Annotated in this window: 17 protein-coding genes; 11 read left to right on the top strand and 6 right to left on the bottom strand. The window is 63.8% G+C overall.

The window, feature by feature from the left end; translation table 11 throughout:
• Window positions 1-36 precede the first annotated feature (36 nt).
• The 3 genes from glgA to BRPE64_RS16925 all read left to right on the top strand — a co-directional run bounded on the left by glgA (window position 37) and on the right by BRPE64_RS16925 (window position 3,845).
• Entirely contained in the window at window positions 37-1,500 is a 1,464-nt protein-coding gene (glgA, locus tag BRPE64_RS16935) for a glycogen synthase GlgA (protein ID WP_016354700.1), read from the top strand.
• Between the two features lie 74 nt (window positions 1,501-1,574).
• Complete coding sequence (locus BRPE64_RS16930; RefSeq protein WP_016354699.1) at window positions 1,575-2,375, top strand: SDR family oxidoreductase; 801 nt, start codon at window positions 1,575-1,577, stop codon at window positions 2,373-2,375.
• 33 nt (window positions 2,376-2,408) lie between these two features.
• Window positions 2,409-3,845, top strand: coding sequence for a dihydrolipoyl dehydrogenase (locus tag BRPE64_RS16925; RefSeq protein WP_016354698.1), 1,437 nt, complete (start codon window positions 2,409-2,411; stop codon window positions 3,843-3,845).
• 123 nt (window positions 3,846-3,968) lie between these two features.
• Here the strand turns inward: BRPE64_RS16925 and BRPE64_RS16920 are convergent, their stop codons facing one another.
• The 3 genes from BRPE64_RS16920 to BRPE64_RS16910 form a co-directional block, all read right to left on the bottom strand.
• Window positions 3,969-4,301 (bottom strand): hypothetical protein, encoded by a 333-nt coding sequence (locus tag BRPE64_RS16920; protein ID WP_016354697.1) that lies wholly within the window; start codon window positions 4,299-4,301, stop codon window positions 3,969-3,971.
• A 289-nt stretch (window positions 4,302-4,590) separates the two neighbouring features.
• Complete coding sequence (mmsB, locus tag BRPE64_RS16915; protein WP_044042351.1) at window positions 4,591-5,475, bottom strand: 3-hydroxyisobutyrate dehydrogenase; 885 nt, start codon at window positions 5,473-5,475, stop codon at window positions 4,591-4,593.
• 14 nt (window positions 5,476-5,489) lie between these two features.
• On the bottom strand, window positions 5,490-7,022 hold the full coding sequence (locus BRPE64_RS16910) for a CoA-acylating methylmalonate-semialdehyde dehydrogenase (RefSeq protein WP_016354695.1): 1,533 nt from the start codon (window positions 7,020-7,022) through the stop codon (window positions 5,490-5,492).
• 187 nt (window positions 7,023-7,209) lie between these two features.
• On the opposite strand from BRPE64_RS16910, the gene BRPE64_RS16905 reads away from it, so the two are divergent.
• The 6 genes from BRPE64_RS16905 to infA all read left to right on the top strand — a co-directional run bounded on the left by BRPE64_RS16905 (window position 7,210) and on the right by infA (window position 12,225).
• Window positions 7,210-8,184, top strand: a complete 975-nt coding sequence (locus BRPE64_RS16905; protein WP_016354694.1) for a LysR family transcriptional regulator — start codon at window positions 7,210-7,212, stop codon at window positions 8,182-8,184.
• A 254-nt stretch (window positions 8,185-8,438) separates the two neighbouring features.
• The gene (locus tag BRPE64_RS16900; RefSeq protein WP_016354693.1) at window positions 8,439-9,419 is read left to right on the top strand and encodes a M23 family metallopeptidase; all 981 of its coding nucleotides are present in this window, start codon (window positions 8,439-8,441) and stop codon (window positions 9,417-9,419) included.
• On the top strand, window positions 9,406-9,771 hold the full coding sequence (locus BRPE64_RS16895) for a hypothetical protein (protein ID WP_016354692.1): 366 nt from the start codon (window positions 9,406-9,408) through the stop codon (window positions 9,769-9,771). The genes BRPE64_RS16900 and BRPE64_RS16895 overlap by 14 nt, the downstream gene beginning before the upstream one ends.
• Window positions 9,772-9,826: 55 nt before the next feature.
• Entirely contained in the window at window positions 9,827-10,270 is a 444-nt protein-coding gene (locus BRPE64_RS16890; protein ID WP_016354691.1) for a bactofilin family protein, read from the top strand.
• Window positions 10,271-10,423: 153 nt separating this feature from the next.
• Window positions 10,424-11,401 carry a magnesium/cobalt transporter CorA gene (corA, locus tag BRPE64_RS16885; RefSeq protein ID WP_016354690.1) on the top strand — a complete coding sequence of 326 codons (978 nt, stop codon included), beginning with the start codon at window positions 10,424-10,426 and terminating at the stop codon, window positions 11,399-11,401.
• 557 nt (window positions 11,402-11,958) lie between these two features.
• Window positions 11,959-12,225, top strand: a complete 267-nt coding sequence (gene infA, locus BRPE64_RS16880; protein WP_016354689.1) for a translation initiation factor IF-1 — start codon at window positions 11,959-11,961, stop codon at window positions 12,223-12,225.
• A 164-nt stretch (window positions 12,226-12,389) separates the two neighbouring features.
• On the opposite strand, the gene BRPE64_RS16875 is transcribed toward infA, so the two are convergent.
• The 3 genes from BRPE64_RS16875 to zwf all read right to left on the bottom strand — a co-directional run bounded on the left by BRPE64_RS16875 (window position 12,390) and on the right by zwf (window position 15,725).
• Window positions 12,390-13,274 (bottom strand): Cof-type HAD-IIB family hydrolase, encoded by an 885-nt coding sequence (locus BRPE64_RS16875; protein ID WP_016354688.1) that lies wholly within the window; start codon window positions 13,272-13,274, stop codon window positions 12,390-12,392.
• Window positions 13,274-14,059, bottom strand: coding sequence for an ROK family protein (locus tag BRPE64_RS16870; protein ID WP_016354687.1), 786 nt, complete (start codon window positions 14,057-14,059; stop codon window positions 13,274-13,276). The genes BRPE64_RS16875 and BRPE64_RS16870 overlap by 1 nt, the downstream gene beginning before the upstream one ends.
• Window positions 14,060-14,123: 64 nt before the next feature.
• Window positions 14,124-15,725: a glucose-6-phosphate dehydrogenase gene (gene zwf / locus BRPE64_RS16865; protein ID WP_016354686.1), complete on the bottom strand. Its 1,602-nt coding sequence runs from the start codon at window positions 15,723-15,725 to the stop codon at window positions 14,124-14,126.
• A gap of 209 nt (window positions 15,726-15,934) precedes the next feature.
• On the opposite strand from zwf, the gene BRPE64_RS16860 reads away from it, so the two are divergent.
• Both BRPE64_RS16860 and BRPE64_RS16855 read left to right on the top strand, forming a co-directional pair.
• Window positions 15,935-16,774: an arylamine N-acetyltransferase family protein gene (locus BRPE64_RS16860; RefSeq protein WP_016354685.1), complete on the top strand. Its 840-nt coding sequence runs from the start codon at window positions 15,935-15,937 to the stop codon at window positions 16,772-16,774.
• Window positions 16,775-16,822: 48 nt separating this feature from the next.
• Complete coding sequence (locus BRPE64_RS16855) at window positions 16,823-18,526, top strand: peptidoglycan D,D-transpeptidase FtsI family protein (protein WP_016354684.1); 1,704 nt, start codon at window positions 16,823-16,825, stop codon at window positions 18,524-18,526.
• The last annotated feature ends 78 nt before the right edge of the window (window positions 18,527-18,604 follow it).

Here is an 18,604-nt window from a genome sequence, read left to right as displayed (position 1 = left end):
GCGACGAAAACACGAAACCAGTCGACGGGAGCGCCGATGACCGTATGCGTGCTGCATGCCGCAGCTGAGATGTTTCCACTGTTGAAAACCGGCGGCCTCGCCGATGTGGTCGGCGCGCTGCCGCCCGCGCAATCGCAACTGGGCACGCATGCGCGCGTCGTGCTGCCGGGCTTTCCGGCGGTGCTTGCGGGCCTCGACGACCTGAAGCTGGTCGCGAGTCTCGGCGCCGCGTTCGGCGCGGGCGACATCCGGCTTGAGCGCGGCGTGCTCAAACCGCACGGCGTGGTGGTGTACGTGGTTCGCGCCGATCAGTTCTACGATCGGCCGGGCAATCCGTATCTCGATGCCGCGCATCGTCCGTATGCCGACAACGACCGCCGTTTCGCGCTGCTCGGCTGGGCTGCGGCGCGCATCGCCACGGGCGTCGATCCGGAGTGGAAACCGCACATCGTCCATGCGCACGACTGGCACGCGGGTCTCGCGCCCGCGTATCTGCGCGCGTTCGAACGCGAAGGCGCGGCCCGCGTCGGCACGGTAATGACGGTCCACAATCTCGCGTATCAGGGCACGTTTCCGGCGTCGGAATTCGGCGCGTTGCAGTTGCCGGGCGACTTCTACGCCGTCGATGGCGTGGAGTTTTACGGCCTCGTTTCGTTTCTCAAGGCGGGCCTTTACTACGCCGACCGCATCACGACCGTCAGCCCGACCTACGCCCGCGAAATCCAGACGCAGGCGCACGGCGCCGGGCTGCACGGCCTGCTCCAGACGCGCACGCACGACATCACCGGCATTCTGAACGGCGTCGATTATTCGATCTGGAGCCCCTCGGTCGATGACACCATCGCCGCGAAATACACGGCCGCGAAGCCGGCGGGCAAGTCGAAGTGCAAGGCGGCGCTGCAGGAACGCATGGGCCTCACGCGCGACGAAGACGCCCTGCTCTTCGGCGTCGTCAGCCGGCTCACCGAGCAGAAGGGACTCGATCTGCTGCTGTCCGCGGTGCCCGACATCGTGCAGCGCGGCGGGCAGCTCGTCGTGCTCGGCACCGGCGACCCGGCGCTCGAAACCGGCATGAAGAACGCGGCGGCGGCGCATCCGGGCGCGGTCGCGGTGGAGCTCGGCTTCGACGAGACGCTGTCGCATTCGATCATCGCCGGGAGCGATGTCGTGATGGTGCCGTCGCGCTTCGAGCCGTGCGGGCTCACGCAGTTGTACGCGCTCGCGTATGGCTCGCTGCCGCTCGTGCATCGCGTGGGCGGGCTGGCGGACACCGTCGTCGATTGCTCGCTCGAAAATCTCGCCGACGACCTCGCCACCGGCTTCGATTTCAGCGCATTCGATCGCGCGGGCATTGTCGGCGCGATCCGGCGGGCGTTCGCACTGAAGGCGCGGCGCACGGAATGGAAGAACGTCGTCAAGCGCGCGATGGGCCAGAACTTCGGCTGGGAAACGGCGGCGCTGCGGTACGCGGAGGTCTATCAGGGGCTGCTCGGGGCGTAAGCGTCCGCGTTTCGTTCTTCTTCGCGGGCGCGCGCCTTGCTCCAGACGAAAGACGACACGACACGGACACCCACATGCACTCACCCCTCGCAGGCCAGATCGCGCTCGTTACCGGCGCGAGTTCGGGCATTGGCACGGGCGTCGCGACGGCGCTTGCCGAAGCCGGCGCACGCGTCGCCATCAACTATCACTCGCACGCCGAACCCGCCGAACAACTCGCCGACGCGATCCGCGCCAAAGGCGGCGATGCCTTCGCAGTCGGCGCCGATGTATCCGACGAAGCGCAAGTCGACGCCATGTTCGATGCCGTCGTCAAACGCTACGGCACTGTCGATATCGTCGTGGCGAATTCGGGCCTGCAGAAGGACGCAGAGTTCACCGCGATGACGCTCGCCGACTGGCACACGGTCATCGAAACGAATCTCACCGGGCAATTTCTCACGGCGCAGCGCGCGGTACGCGAGTTTGAGCGGCGCGGCCCGCGCGACGTGTCTAAGGCGCTCGGCAAGATCATCTGCATGAGTTCCGTGCATGAAGTCATTCCGTGGGCGGGACACGTGAACTACGCGGCGTCCAAGGGCGGCATCCAGATGATGATGAAATCGCTGGCGCAGGAGGTCGCGCCGCAGCGCATCCGCGTGAATGGCATTGCGCCGGGCGCGATCCGCACGCCCATCAACCGGGATGCGTGGGACACGCAGGAGAAGCTCGACCAGTTGCTCAAGCTGGTGCCGTATGGACGCATCGGCGAAGTCGAGGATATCGGCCGCGCGGCCGTGTGGCTCGCCTCCGACGAGAGCGATTATGTGGTCGGCACGACGCTCTTCGTCGATGGCGGCATGACGCTCTATCCGGGTTTCGCGGATAACGGCTGACAGCGCTTCGACCATCGAAAGACGGGAAAGAGGATGAAGGAAATCAACGTGGATGTCGCCGTGATCGGCGCAGGCACGGCGGGCATGGCTGCGTTTCGCGCGGCGCGGCTTGCGGGCGCGAACGCCGTGCTGATCGAAGGCGGCGAGTTCGGTACGACTTGCGCGCGTATCGGCTGCATGCCGTCGAAGCTGCTGCTCGCGGCCGCGAACGGCCTGCACGAGGCGCGTGCGCTCGCAGCGCGCGGCATCGAAGGAACGCACGCGCTCGAGGTCAATGCCGCGCACGCGCTCGATTATGTGCGCCGCGAGCGCGACTATTTCGTCCGCAGCGTGCTCGAGGAAATCGACGCGCTACCGGACGACGCCATCCTGCGCGGGCAAGCGCGCTTCGACACGCCGACGCGGCTGCTCGTCGGCGACGATGTGCGCGTCACGGCGAAACGTATCGTGATTGCCACGGGCGCCGCGCCGAGCGTGCCCGACGAGTTGAAGATCTTCGGCGACCAGCTCATCACGAGCGACGACCTGTTCGAGCTGCACACGCTGCCGAAGCGCATCGCGGTCTTCGGCGCAGGACCGATCGCGCTGGAACTGGGGCAGGCGCTGGCGCGGCTCGATGTCGAAGTGTTCATGTTCGGCAAGGGCGGCAACGTCGCCGGACTACGCGATACGCCGGTGCGCGACACGCTGGCGGCGGCGCTTGCCGAAGCGTTCTATTTCGATCCGGACGCGAGATTCAAAGACATGTCGCTCGAGGACGATCAGCCGACGCTGCGCTTCGTCGCGCCGGATGGAAGCGAGCATGTCGAGCACTTCGATCTGGTACTTGCGGCGACCGGCCGCGCGCCGAATCTGAAGCCGCTCGCGCTGGAGAAGGCGGGCATCGAACTGAACGACAAGGGCGTGCCCGTCTTCGACGAAACCACGATGCAGTGCGGCGCGAGCCACATCTTCTTAGCAGGCGATTGCGACGGCACGCGCCCATGGCTTCACGACGCCGCCGACGAAGGCAAGCTCGCCGGCGACAACGCCGCGCGCTTCCCGGACGTTCAGGCGGTCAAGCGCAAGGTGCCCTTCTCGATCGTGTTCTGCGAGCCGCAGGCGGTGAGCGTCGGCGCGGCGTACGACGATCTCGACAAGCAAATGACCGTGACCGGCGAAGCGTCGTTCGAGAATCAGGGACGCAGCCGCGTGATGCGGCAGAATCGCGGCCTGCTGCACGTGTACGCCGACGCAAAAACCGGCAGGCTGCGCGGCGCGCAGGGTTGCGGCCCGGCCATGGAGCATCTCGGGCATTTGCTCGCCTGGGCGATTCAACTGGAATTAACGCTCGACGAGACGCTCAGGCTGCCTTTCTATCATCCGGTCGTGGAAGAAGGCTTGCGCAGCGCGCTGAAAGATGCGGATCGAAAATGCCATGAGGAGCGGGCGGAAACGCCGCCGGCATTGCCGGGCGCGGCGGGTTGTTGAAACCTCATCAATCGCGCTCTGATCGCGCTCTATATACGAGCGGAAAAAGAAAACGCCGGTTGCGTGTGAACAACTCGCACCCGGCGTTTCGTTTTCCGAATCAACCGCGAAATCCGTTTCGTTTTAACTTCCGCTCAAACCGTATTGCAGTGCGAGATCGAAACCCAGCACGACCAGCGAGCAGAACAGACCGAGCGACAGATTCGCCAGCCGATGGCCGACGTCCTTGTGCTTCGTTAAAACGGCGCCCGCGAGGAACGCGATTTCCACGATGACCTGCATGCAGAACACGGCGATCATCAACGCGAACTCATAACCCATCGAGTTGAAGTTCATGAAGTTGAAGCCGTTTACCGCGACCCATGACCCCACTCGCCAGACTTCGTATGCCAATAGGAGCAACGGGAAGAAATAGCTGGCGATATAAGTCGGCACCGTGGCATGCCGCAATTCCATATTTAAGTGTCGTGTTACTTGCATCGCGTACTCCTCATCTGATTGCCCGAAACGACGGGCGTTCTACCTGCACGGAGGCGCATCGGAGTGCGTTCGGTGCGAACGGCACAAGTGCGTCGTGCTTTCAGAATAGGACAATTTTCGGGAAAGCGAATCATCGTATTCCCGATGGTCTTGCTCAGTATGGGATTACGAGCGGCGTTGTGCAGTGCAACTGAATAAAGCAGTTATTTTTGTCATGGGATTCGGCACGCACGTGCGTGCCGAATCGATAAGCTTTTTGAGTGCTTTATTGCTTCGCGTACAGCTTGATAATGCCGGAAAAATCGAGTCCGCCTAAGCCCTGCTGGCTCATCGATTGATACAACTGTTGTGCCAGCGCTCCCATGAAAACCGGCTGTTTCGCGCCGCGCGCCGCATCGACGGCCAATCCGAGGTCTTTCAACATCAGATCGGCGCCGAAACCGCCCGAATATCCGCGCGATGCGGGCGCCGTTTCGACAATACCCGGATAGGGATTACACGTATCCGAACTCCAGCAACGTCCCGTCGATGTATTGACAATACTCGCCAGTTTCGTCGGATCGATACCGAGCGTTTCGCCGAGTTTCATCGCTTCCGCGACGCCAATCATGGAAATCCCTAACAGCAGGTTATTGCAGATTTTCGCGATCTGACCCGTGCCCGTTTCGCCGCAACGCACCATATTTTTGCCCATGCCGGCAAGCACGGGACGCAGCCGTTCAAAGAGGGGTTCGTCGGCGCCCACCATGAACGTGAGCGTGCCCGCCTGCGCGCCGACCACGCCGCCCGACACAGGCGCATCCGCGAACGGATTGGCCTGCTTTCCGGCCGCCTCGCCGATGAGCTTCGCGGTGGCCGGATCGATCGTGCTGCTGTCGACGAGCGGCACGCCCTTCGCCACGCCGGCCAGCACGCCGTCATCGTTCAGATAGACCGCTTTGACGTGCTGCGCGGCCGGCAGCATCGTGATGACGACTTCCGCGCCCCCGGCCGCCGCGCGCGGCGACGCGGCGAGCGTCGCGCCCGCCGTTTTCGCCGCGTCGAGCGCGTCCGGCGACAAATCGAATGCCGTCACCGCGTGCCCGGCTTTCAGGAGATTCGCGGCCATCGGACCGCCCATGTGCCCAAGGCCAACAAAGCCGATTTTCATCGTGTGCTCCCGTGTCAGCGCAAGGCGATCGTGGTGTTGACGCCATCGTTCACGGTGGCGTCGTCGAACCAGCGCGCCGTGACGGTCTTCGTCTGCGTGTAGAACTGCACGACCTGTTTGCCGTACGGGCCGAGATCGCCGAGTTTCGAGCCGCGCGAGCCCGTGAAGCTGAACGCGGGCACCGGCACGGGAATCGGAATGTTGATGCCCACCTGGCCGATGTCGATCTCGCTCTGGAACTTGCGCGCCGCCGCGCCGCTTTGCGTAAAGAGGCCAACGCCGTTGCCCATCGGATTGCGGTTGACGAGCGCGATGGCGTCGTCGAGCGTTTCGGCTTCGAGCACGCACAGCACCGGGCCGAAAATCTCCGTCTTGTAGATCGACATGTCGGTGTCGACGTCGGTGAAGATCGTCGGGCCGATGAAGTTGCCCTGCTCGTAGCCCTTCACCGCGATGCCGCGGCCGTCCAGCGCGAGCGTCGCGCCTTCTTCCACGCCCTTTTCGACGAGCCCGAGAATGCGTTCCTTCGCCGCCTTCGACACGACCGGCCCCACGTCCGTGTTCGGCTCCGTGCCGCCGTTGACCTTGAGCGACTTCGCCCGCTCGACGAGTTCGGGCACCCAGTCCTTCGACGCGCCGACGAACACCGCCACCGACGTCGCCATGCAGCGCTGTCCCGCCGCGCCGAAACCCGCGCCCGCGAGCGCGTTGAGCGTCTGCTCCTTGTTGGCGTCGGGCAGGACGACGGCGTGATTCTTCGCGCCCATCATCGATTGCACACGCTTGCCGTGCTGACTCGCGAGGTTGTACACGTGCGTGCCGACGGCCGTCGAGCCGACGAAGGAAATCGCCTTGATGTCCGGATGCGTGCAGATTGCATCGACCACATCCTTGCCGCCGTGCACGACGTTGAGCACGCCCTGCGGCACGCCCGCTTCGAGCGCCAGTTCAACCAGTTCCATGGTTGAGAGCGGGTCCTGTTCAGACGGCTTCAGCACGAAGGTGTTGCCGCAGACGATCGCCATCGGGAACATCCAGAGCGGGATCATCGCCGGGAAGTTGAACGGCGTGATGCCCGCGCAGACGCCGATCGGCTGACGCAGCGTGTACGTATCCACGCCGCCCGCCACGTTTTCGGAGAATTCGCCCTGCTGCAGCGTGCTGATCGAGCACGCGTGTTCGACCACTTCCAGACCGCGGAAAATGTCGCCTTCGGCATCGGCGAGCGTCTTGCCTTGTTCGGCCGTGAGCGTCTGCGCGATGCGCTTCTGATTCTGGCGCACCAGATCCTGAAACTTGAGCATGATGCGCATGCGCGCGCCGAGCGGCGTCGTGCGCCAGGTCTGAAACGCCGTGTGCGCGGCGGCGACGGCGGCGTTCACTTCGTCCGCCGTCGCGAATGGCACGCGGCCGACCACTTCCTGCGTCGCCGGATTGACGATGTCGCGCCATTCCTTCGTCTTCGATTCGACGAACTCGCCGTCGATCAGCAGTTTGGCCGTACGGACGGACGCACTCTGCGCCGGATGTTCAGCAGCGATATTCACGGATGTCTCCTTGGGCTGGATTTATAAGGAAGGGCCGGGACGGCGACGTGACGCGAGCGCCTGCAAGGCGCCAGGGGAAAGAAGCATGTCGTCTCCGTCATAGGAATCTGCCCGACTTTGCAGGCTCGTTCCGTTGAGTATAGTTATGCAAAAGTCCATCATGGCACTATAAAAATACCCGATCGATATGCAAAAAAAGGCCATGCAACCCGCCAAGCTCGACCTCGCCCGACTCAACTGGGACGATCTGCGCTTCTTCCTCGAAGTCGCCCGGACGCAGCGCGCGAGCGGCGCGGCAAAGCGTCTCGGCGTCGATTACACGACTGTCGCGCGGCGCGTGCGCGCCCTCGAAGACGCGCTCGGCACGCTCCTGTTCGACAAGTCCCGCAGCGGCGGATTCATTCTGACCGCCGAGGGCCAGCGCCTGCTCGGTTTCGTCGATTCCATCGAAACGACCGTGCAATCGGCCACCGAACAGATCGCCAATACGGGACACGCGCTGTCGGGACATGTGCGCGTCGGTTCGACGGAAGGCTTCGGCTGCTTTTTTCTCGCGCCGCAACTCGCGCGTTTTCAGGACGCGCATCCGAACATCACGATCGACCTGTTGCCGGTGCCGCATTTCGTCAGCCTTTCGAAGCGCGAGGCCGATATCGCCGTGACGCTCGAACGTCCCGAGCAGGGTCAGTACGTCTATACGAAGCTCTGCGAATATCGCCTGAAGCTCTACGCGACGGCCGACTATCTCGACGCGCATCCACCGATCCGCACGACCGATGATCTGCGGCATCATCGCTTCGCCAGTTATATCGACGATCTCGCCTTCAGCCACGAACTCCTCTATCTGGAGCGCGCCGTGCCGGGCGCGGTGTCGCGCTGGCGCAGCACGAGTGCGATCGCGCAGTATTTCGCGGCGCTGCAAGGGCGCGCGCTCGCGATCCTGCCGTGCTTCATGGCGTCGTCCGATGCGCGCTTCGTGCCGGTGCTGCCCGATGACATCGTCGTCACGCGCGCCTTTTATCTTTCCTGCCGCGAGGACTTGCGCAAGCTGAAGCGCATTACCACCGTGTGGGACTATTTGCGCGCCGCCGCGGAAGCGAACCGCGCCTTCCTGATGGGCGACGGCGACCACATGGCCTGGGTCGATGTCAAGTCATCCTGATCGACAATGTTTCTTGACACATCAACCTAACGTCCTGTGCTAGATCCATTCGCCCGGCCGCGCGACACAAAATTTAACACCACACAATTCGTGGAATTTTGCTTCGATATCCTGTTGGAACGTGGTTTACGCATGACACGTGCGGCATAATCGGCGCCCGGTTTCATTGCTTTGCCGTGGAGAACGCGGCCCTCCAACTCCGTGATTTTCCTTAATCTTTTTCTGATCGGCCTGCCGGGCCGGGGCGCGCGCTGATGGCTTTCGTCATTTGGTCGCGGCGCACCATGTCCCGCCAGCGCATTCGCTTCGTCGAGGCACGCACGGCGCGCGCCATCGCAATCGTCGGCGGCATTGCCTTGCTGATCGCGGCGCTCGCGCTCGGCATCGCTATCGGCACCTTTTTCGCCCGCAGTCATCTCGGCGAGGAGCACGCGCAGGAATCGCGGCACTCCTATGAAATCGAGGAACTCGGCCGCCTTCAGGCCTCGCTGATCGAACTGCGGCCACGTGTCGATGCGCTCTCGTCGAAAGTGGACGAACTACGCGATTTCGACAAGCACCTGAAAGGCGCGCACGGCGTGAGCGGCGCAGCGAACGTACATGACGTGCCGCCGCTGCCCGACAGCGAGGAGCCGGCCCCCGCGCTCGACGGCGCCGGCGGTCCCGAACTGCCGCCGCGCCGGTGCGACAACGCGCACGCCGAGCAAGGTACGCCGCGTCAGCGCCTCAAGGGGACGCAGCAGATCATCGATTGCCTGAACGACACCGTGTCCACGCTGGAAACGCCGATGCTCGAGCACTACACCGCGTATATGGCGTTTCCCGGCCGCGATCCCGCGCCGGGTTCGCGCAGCGGCTCGCCTTACGGCAATCGCTACGACCCGTTCACGGGCCGCCTGAGTTTTCATCCCGGCGTCGATCTGGTCGCGCCCACGGGTACGCCGATCCTCGCGAGCGCGGGCGGACGCGTGCTGCAGGCCGGCGAACACGGCGGCTACGGCAATGCGGTCGATATCCGTCACAGCGACGGCGTGGTGACGCGCTACGGCCACGCATCGCGCCTTCTCGTCAAAACCGGCGATTTCGTGATGCCCGGCCAAGAGATTGCCGAAGTCGGCACGACGGGTCGCTCCACGGGCCCGCATCTGCATTTCGAAGTGATCCTCGGCGGCGCGCAGATCAACCCTGTTCCTTTTTTGGCGCTCTTCAAGCGTAAGCAAAATGCGCAAGGTTGATTCGAAGCGGTTCTCGCAGCAACTCTCTCGCCAGAATTATTCGCTGACGCCCAAGCGCAGCACGGGCATCTGGCTCGGCGTAATCGCGGCTGCCTGCGCCATCGCGGCAATCGTCGCGGCCGGCTTCGCGTTGAAGCGTTCGCACGAGGACGTGGGCAAGCTCGACACGCTGTGCGCGCCGCCCGCGTCCGAGCAGACACTGCGCGATCAGCTCGCCCACGCACAACTCGCTCTCGAGCAGCAAGCGGCGACCCGCACCGCGCTCGAGCAACGGGTCACCGATGTCACAGCGCAAAACGAGCGGCTACAGACCGACCTCGCCTTTCTGAAAAAACAGCGCAAGCCAGACTGAGCGCGCCGCGCGTGCCTGCATCGCGTAACTCTTCAATGCATCAAAAGGACTCGATATGTTTTCATCGAAAAAAGACGACAAGAGCATCAACAAAGGCATCAAGCAAGCCAAGTTGACGACCCTCATCGCACATAACGTTCATCTCTCGGGCGATCTCGAATTCAGCGATGGCCTGCGCATGGACGGCCAGGTCACCGGCAACGTGACGGGCCGTCCCGGCGAGGAAACGCTGCTCGTCGTGAGCGACCAGGGCGCGATTCGCGGCAACGTCAGCGCATACGATGTCATCATCAACGGCTGCGTGACCGGTGACGTGACGGTCGCGCATTTCGCCGAACTTCAGTCCAACGCGCGTGTGCTGGGCAACATCTACTATCAGCAGTTGCGCATGGACATCGGCGCGACGATCGAAGGCAAGCTCACCAAGATCGATCCGCAACAGGGCTATCAGCCGAGCCTGCCGGCGCCTGAATTCATACGCGATCTGGCAGCGAACTGACAGCGGCAGCGGGCGCGTCGTAACCGGTCAAATCCGCTAAGATAAAAAAGATGGAGACCACGCGCTCGCGCCCTCGCGAAGACTCATCGCTTCGCGAATTCGAGCACTCATCGACGCGTGGCCGGTGACATCGACATAAAAAAAGGGCGCCCCATGCTGGTCAATTGCGCGGCTTATCAAAACGGCCGAAAGCTCGCTGAAGTCAATATCGACGATATCAACGCCTATCGCGATCTGCCCGATTCTTTCATCTGGATTGCTCTGAAGGAGCCGGGGCCCGGCGAGCTTGCGCACATGACGCAGCAATTCGGCCTGCACGAACTGGCGGTCGAGGATGCGCAGCACGGTCATCAGCGGCCGAAGATCGAGGAATACGGCGACTCCCTCTTCGCCGTCTTCCACACAGTCGAATTCGACGAAGAAGGCGAAGTGCTCGTCGGTGAGATCAACGTATTCGTCGGCAAGAACTATGTGCTCTCGGTGCGCAACCGCACCACGCAAGGCTTTCAGGAAGTGCGCAAGCGCTGCGAGCGCGAGCCGCATCTGCTCAAGCACGGTCCCGCCTTCGTGATGTACGCGCTGCTCGATGCGGTCGTCGATCGTTACTTTCCCGTGCTGGAAACGCTCGGCGCGGAAGTGGATCAGGTGGAAGAGCGCATCTTCGAGCAGAAGGGCTCGGCGGAGTCGCGCGAGATCATCGAGGATCTCTACTCGCTCAAACGCCGCATGACCATCCTGCAGCATCACACGGCGCCTTTGCTCGAAGCTGTCAGCAAACTGTATGGCGGACGTTCGCCGGGCGTGTGCTCCGGCATGCAGGAATATTTCCGCGACGTGTACGACCATTTGCTGCGCATCGTGAAGACCATCGAGGGACGGCGCGAAATGATCGTGACGGCGATTCAGGTGAATCTCGGTCTTATCGCGCTGGCGGAAAGCGAAGTGACCAAGCGCCTCGGCTCATTCGCCGCACTGTTCGCCGTGCCTACGATGATCGCCGGCATCTACGGCATGAATTTCAAATCGATCCCCGAACTCGACTGGGCGTACGGCTATCCGGTGTGTCTCACGGTAATGTTGATAGTCGATTTCGTACTTTATTGGCGCTTCAAGAAGGCGGGTTGGCTATAATAGTGTCTTTGCCGCGCGCGTGAGTGCGGTTGCATCGCGCGGAAAGCTGCTGGAAGGAACCTGCGGGCGCCCCGAAAGGGACCGCGAGGAACCGTAAGGAACCTTCGCGCAATTTCTTTGTCTAAGCAATGATTCGCGCACAAATGTGTCGCGAGCTTGCAAAATGGCTCGCCGGCCGCATTTTCTGTAGGCACGCAGCAGTTTGCGTTGACTTCCGCGGTTTCGTTGCTGTTTTCGACTTTCGTGTCAACCCGCACATCGGCTTGGTTGTTGCCGATGTCGCCGTCCCGGTCATGCCGGCCGCATCCACGGTCCGGCCTATGCCGTCAAGCTCACAGCGAGCCTGAAGAGAGACGCGGCGCGCCCGATCAACGCACGACCCGCATGCATAGTCCGCATGCACAACCGTGCCAGGCGGCACGAACCACGCTTTACATTGCCTCTCACGTATCGCAGCGACGCCGCCTCCGCGCAGCGCCGCGCAACCGTTCATGGCCGTGAACGCGCAATACGCACGAGGCGCAGCACCCCACCATAACTCATCACAGGAGCCGTATATGGCGAAAGAAGAACTCATCGAACTCGACGGCATCGTTGACGAAGTGCTTCCCGACAGCCGCTATCGCGTGACGCTGGACAACGGCGTCGTGGTCGGCGCGTACGCCTCGGGCCGCATGCGCAAGAACCACATCCGTATTCTCGCCGGCGACCGCGTGACGCTGGAATTGTCGGTGTACGACCTGACCAAAGGCCGCATCAACTTCCGTCACAAAGACGAACGCGCAAGCAGCGGCGGCCCGCGTGCCCCGATGCGCCGCCGTTAAGCACGTTAAGCACGACAGCCTCACCCGCTTGTAGTGTTCTCATAGCGTCCGCCTGATCCGCAGCGCACGCTTCTGACTCACCGCGGATCAATCCGACTTCGACGCGGCGGCATGCCTCGCGCTTTGCCGCACAGGCGGCGCCACGCGTCGATGCCGCATCGCCTTCACCGGCCGGCGCGCGCAGCCAGAATGGCGTCGATGCCGAGCGCGAAGCCGTCGTCGTCGTTGCTGTTCGACACCAGGCTCGCGCGACGCTGCACCGTCTCCGACGCCTGTCCCATCGCGATCGAGACCCCCGCGATCTCGAACATTGCCACGTCGTTGCCCATGTCGCCGAGCACGGCCACGCGCTCGAGCGGCACGTTCGCGATACGCGCCAGCTCACGCACCGCCGTGCCTTTGTTCGCGTCGAGATTCGTGACGTCCAGGTAGTACGTCTGCGAGCGCGCCGCGTGGCCCCGCCCTTCCAACTGCTTCTGCAAGTCGCTTTCGACGCGCGCGAGCCGCTCGGTGTCGGGCGTCGAGCCGACGATCTTGTCGACCGAATCGAGATCGATGTCGTCGAAACGCGCAACGCGCACGCCTTCATAGCCGACCGTGCGCGTCTCCAGCGGCACGTAAGTCGCGTCGGGATTGGTCAGATACCACGCATCGTCGATGAACACCCATGCGTCGACGTTCGCGGCGGCGAGCGCGTCCAGCGAAGTCTGCACGACGTCGCGCGGCAGCTTGTGCGACGACAGCACTTCCCACGTGCCCGGCCGCACCATGCTGCCGCCGTTGTAGGACGCGTACGGCATGTCCACCTGAAGCGCCTCGACGATATGCCGCATGCCCTTGCCCGGCCGGCTGCTCGCCGCGGTGAAGCGCACGCCGGCTTCGTGCAGGCGGCGCACGGCGTCCTTTGCGGGCTCGCCGAGCGTCTTGTCGGTGTAGAGCAGCGTGCCGTCGCAGTCCGTGACGACGAGTTCCACCCGCGCGAGCGCAGCAAAAGCCGCGGCGCCGTCGCCGGTTGCGCTGTGCAGGCCGTATCGGCCGCCGGCGCTCATCAATGCTCTCCTTCACGCGCGTTGAAATGCGGCAGTTGCCGCGTCTCCCGCACGGAACGCGGATGCCACAGCTTCGCGCCGCCCTCGATGCCCGCCGCGTTCGATACGATCGCCACGTTATCGGGCAGCTTGAACTTGATGTGCGCCGCGTTGCCGCCGCCGATCCACAGACGGTCGTAGTTCACGAGCGTCGCGAGAATGTCGATGATCTTCTCCACGCGCCGGCTCCAGCGCTTCTTGCCCGCCTTCTCGCGCGCCGCGTTGCCGATGTACTCGTCGTAAGTCTTGTCCTTCGCGACCGGATGATGCGCGAGTTCCAGATGCGGCATCAGTTCGCCGTCGCGAAAGAGCGCCGTGCCCGCGCCGGTGCCGAGCGTCAACACCATCTCGATGCCGCGCCCTTCGATTGCCGCGAGCCCCTGCATTTCCGCGTCGTTGATCATGCGCGCCGGCGCGCCGCCCAGTTGCGCGGACAGCAGTTGCGCAAGCGGAACGCCGCGCCAGTACGAGGTGCCGAGATTCGGCGCGGTCAGCACGACGTTGTCGCGCACGACGCCCGGAAAGCCGATCGAGATATGCGTCGGCGGCGTCTCGACGATCGGCTTCACGAGCTCGATCAGCGTCTCGACGACCGTCTGCGGCTTGGCCGGGCTCGGCGTCGGCACGCGCAGGCGCTCGCTTTTCATCTCGCCGTCCTCCGAGATGATTGCGGCCTTCAACCCCGTCCCGCCGATATCGATCGCGAGAATGCGCTCGGCCTTGATCGCGAGCTTGTCCGCGGTCACGTGTGTCTTCTGTTTGGTTCTGGATTCCGTGCTCACGCTTGATTGTCCTTGTAGTGGGATGAGTTCAGTCCTTCTTGCCCGCGTCGTGCGTGTCGCGCGTCTCGGTCAGCGAACGCCACGTGCGGCCGTCCTGCGCCAGCATTTGATCCGCTTCCGCCGGACCCGCACTGCCGGCCGCATAGCCGCGCACCGGCAACGGACTGTCCGGATGCAGCACGCGATCCACGGCGGCCCACGCCGTTTCGATGCTGTCCGCGCGCTGGAACAGCGTCTCGTCGCCGAGCATGCAGTCGTAGAGCAGCGTCTCATAGCCGACGTTCGCGCGCTCCGCGAAGAAATCGGCGTAATTGAAGGCCGAACGCACCTTGCCGATCTGCATGACCGGGCCGGGCACCTTCACGTTGAAATCGAAGGTCGTGCCGTGCGCGGGATCGATGCGCAGCGTGAACACGTTCGGCGTGAGCGCGTCGACGGGCGTGTCGCGGAACAGCAGGAACGGCACGGCTTTGAGCTGAATCGAGATTTCCGTGCGGCGCTCGCTCAGACGCTTGCCCGTGCGCAGATAGAACGGCACGCCCGCCCAGCGCCAGTTGTCGACATATACGCGCGCGGCCGCATAGGTTTCGGTGCGGCTGTCCGGATCGACGCCAGCTTCTTCGCGATAACCCGGCCCCGCCGGTCCGGCTTCGTACTGGCCGAGCACGACGTCATTGGCCGAGAGCGGCTTGATCGCGTCGAAGACTTCGGCTTTCTTGTCGCGCACGGATTCGGCATCGAACGAATTGGGCGGCTCCATCGCCACCATGCCGAGCAGTTGGAACAGATGGTTCGGCAGCATGTCGCGGAACGCGCCGGTCTGCTCGTAGAACTTGCCGCGCCCTTCCACGCCGATGGTCTCCGCCGCCGTGATCTGCACGTTGTCGATGTACTCGCGCCGCCAGATCGGTTCGAACATCGCGTTGGCGAAGCGCACGGCGAGAATGCTCTGCACCGTGTCCTTGCCGAGAAAATGGTCGATGCGATAGACCTGCGACTCGCCCGCGTACTTGAGAATGCAGCCGTTCAGCTCGCGCGCCGACGCGAGATCGCTGCCGAACGGCTTCTCGATCACGAGCCGCCGGAAGTTGCCGTCCTTCTCTTCGAGCAGCCCGGCCGCGCCGAGATGCTCGACGATCGGCGAAAAAAAGCGCGCGCCTACCGCCAGATAGAACAACACGTTGCCCGACTTCGCCTTCGCGAGCCGCTCCTTGAGCCGCGCGAAGGTTTCGTCCTCCGTGAATTCGCCGGGAAAGTATTCGAGGCGCTGGGTGACCCAGCTCCACGCCTGCTCGTTGAGCTGCGTCGTGTGGAAGGTCGCGGCTTTGTCGGCGGCGAACTTGCGCAACGACTGCGTGAGTTCGTCGCGCCATTCCGACGTCTCGCGCTCGCCATGATTCACGCCGATGATCTGCATATCGTCGTCGAGCAGCTTGTCGGCGGCGAGGTTGTAGAGCGACGGCATCAGCAGCCGCTTCGTGAGATCGCCGCCCGCGCCGAAAATCACCAGCGTGCACGGCGGCGCGGGATGCTTGCCGGCACAGGTCTCGGGCGCCGGGTTCGACTGCTTCGTTTGATTCGACTGGTTCGCTTGATTCGACTGGTTCGCTTCGTTCGCTTCATTCGACATGGCGTGTCGCCCCTTATGAGTTGCGCTTGAACCTTGGAAAGACCACGGGTGTTGCGGCACAGTTCACCCGGACGTCGCGTCGAAAGCACGCGCATCGTTGTTCGTATGCTTTTTGTAATTTTTCACCTTTCGTGTCGTAAAATATGCGCGCTGATGAGGACGCGCACAGACCTTGCGACACGGAAAAGCCGACCGGGGCCGGAAACCACATGAACGCACACGACACTTCCATCGACCTTACTGCGTACTTCGCGCGCATCGGTTATAGCGGTCCGGCGCATCCGCCGGCGACGCTCGACACCTTGCGCGCGCTGCACTTGCTGCATCCGCAGGCGATTCCCTTCGAAAATCTCGACGTGCTGCTCGGCCGTCCCGTGAAACTCGATCTCGCGTCGATTCAGCGCAAGCTCGTGACCAGCCGACGCGGCGGCTACTGCTACGAACATAACCTGCTCTTGCGCAGCGTACTGCAGACGCTGGGTTTTCGCGTGCGCAGTTTCGCGGGCCGCGTCCTGTGGGGGCGCGACGCGCCGGACATGCCCGCGCGCACCCACATGCTCCTGCTGGTCGATCTCGACGAAGGCACCTATCTCACCGATGTCGGCTTCGGCGGCATGGTGCTGTCCGCGCCGCTCGCGTTCGAAGCGGGCCTCGAACAGATTACGCCGCACGGCGCGTTCCGTCTGGAAGACATTGGCGGCGAGCCGCGCAGCTACGTGCTACAGGCGCATGTGAACGGCCACTGGGCGCCGGTCTATCGCTTCGATCTCGATCCGCAATACGACGCCGACTACGAGATGGCCAATCATTTCGTGTCGACCTATCCGCAATCCGTGTTCGTGCACAACCTGCTTGCCGCGCGTCTTGCGCCCGGCGTGCGTTACGGCCTGTTCAACCGGCGCCTGCACGTTCATCACACGCACGACGAGCACGCGGGCAGCGAACAACGCGATCTCGCGAGCGTGGCGGATTTGCGCCGTGTGCTCGAAAGCGAAATCGGCATTCGTCTGCCGGAAGAACTCGACGCCGCGCTGTCACGGCTTCCGTGATGCGCGGACATCGCCACCGGCACAACCAAGCTTAATCACAAGACCACGATGTTCAAGAAGAAGACGCGGGGCGGCAGCGATTTCCAGACGCATCATCGCAGCACGGTGCTGGCGACCCGGTTGCCGCCCTGGCGCTCGCGCCTGGTCGTCGTCGGTTTGACGGCGGCGTTTCTCGCGCTCGCCGGACGCGCGCTGTGGGTGCAGGTGATCGACCATAAGTTCTATATCGGCGAAGGCCAGAAGCGTTATCAGCGCACGCTGGCGCTGTCGGCGACGCGCGGACGCATCGTCGATCGGAACGGCGCGATGCTCGCGGTCAGCCTCGCCACGTACGAAGTCTGGGCCACGCCGAAGCTCTTCGACGGCGATCACGGCAACGAAATCGCGCGCCTGCTCGACATGCCGCCGAAGGAATTGCAGCGGCGCATCGAGGCGACGCGCGCGTTCGTGCTGCTCAAGCGGCAAGTCGAGGCGGAAACCGCCGAGCGCATCGCGACGATCGGGCGCGCGGGCATCACGCTCGTGCCGGATACCAAGCGCTTCTATCCCGAAGGCGAATCGGCGGCGCACGTGGTCGGCTTCACGAATAACGAGGATCACGGCCAGGAAGGCGTCGAGCTTGCCGCCGACGCGCGTCTGACGGGCGAAGCCGGCCAGCGCGAAGTGATCCGCGACCGGCTCGGGCGCGTCGTCTCGCAGATCGGCGAAACCGATCTGCCGCAAAACGGCGAGACCATTCAGCTGACCATCGACCGGCGCATCCAGCAACTCGCGCATTCGCAACTGAAGGCGGCGATCGCGAAGCACAAGGCGCGGGCGGGCAGCGTCGTCGTGCTCGATGCGAGGAACGGCGAAGTGCTCGCGCTCGCCAACTATCCCAGCTTCGATCCGAACGACCGCACGCGCCTCACCGGCGAGCAGCTGCGCAACCGCGCGCTCACCGACACCTTCGAACCCGGCTCGACGATCAAGCCGCTCGTCGCCGCGTTGTCGATCGATCTGGGCCGCGTGCGGCCGGAGACGCGCATCGACACGACGCCGGGCACCATGAAAATTGGCCCGAACGTGATTCACGACACGTCGAATCACGGCGTCATCACGGTGGCGCAGGCGGTGCAGATGTCGAGCAACGTCGCGCTGACGAAGCTGGCGTTGCAGCTTCCCGCGAAGACCATCTGGGACAAATACCGCGAATACGGCATCGGCCGCGCGCCCGAGCTGACGTTTCCGGGCGCGGCGACCGGCCGGCTGCGCGCGTATGAACGCTGGAAGCCGATCGAGCAGGCGACGATGGCGTACGGCTACGGCCTGTCGCTGTCGCTCGTGCAGATCGCGCAGATCTACACCGCCTATGCCGGCGACGGCCGCTTTCACACCGCGACGCTGATTCACGACGAAACGCGGCGGCAGTCGCATCAGGTCACGCAGCCCGCCACGGCGAAGGCCGTGCGCAACATGCTCGAAATGGCGATCGGCGAAGGCGGCACGGGACGGGCGGCGGCGGTCGAAGGCTATCGCGTCGGCGGCAAAACCGGCACGGCGCGCAAGCAGATCGGGCGCTCCTATGCGGCCAACAAGTACCGCGCGTCGTTCGTCGGCATGGCGCCGATGAGCGATCCGCGTTTGATCGTCGCGGTGATGATCGACGAGCCCACGGGCGGCACCTACTACGGCGGCACGGTCGCCGGACCGGTGTTCTCGGGCATCGTCGGCGGGACGCTGCCGTTGCTCGGCGTGCCGCCCGACGCCTGATCGGGCCGCACGCGGGCGCGGGGCTTGCTGCGACATCGTCATGCAACTGCCGCGAAACCGACCGGGCCACTCGCGCGC

Source organism: Caballeronia insecticola (genome assembly GCF_000402035.1).
GTDB lineage: Bacteria > Pseudomonadota > Gammaproteobacteria > Burkholderiales > Burkholderiaceae > Caballeronia > Caballeronia insecticola.
Note: the sequence above shows the minus strand (reverse complement) of the source record. Positions and strands in the feature narration are given on the sequence as shown.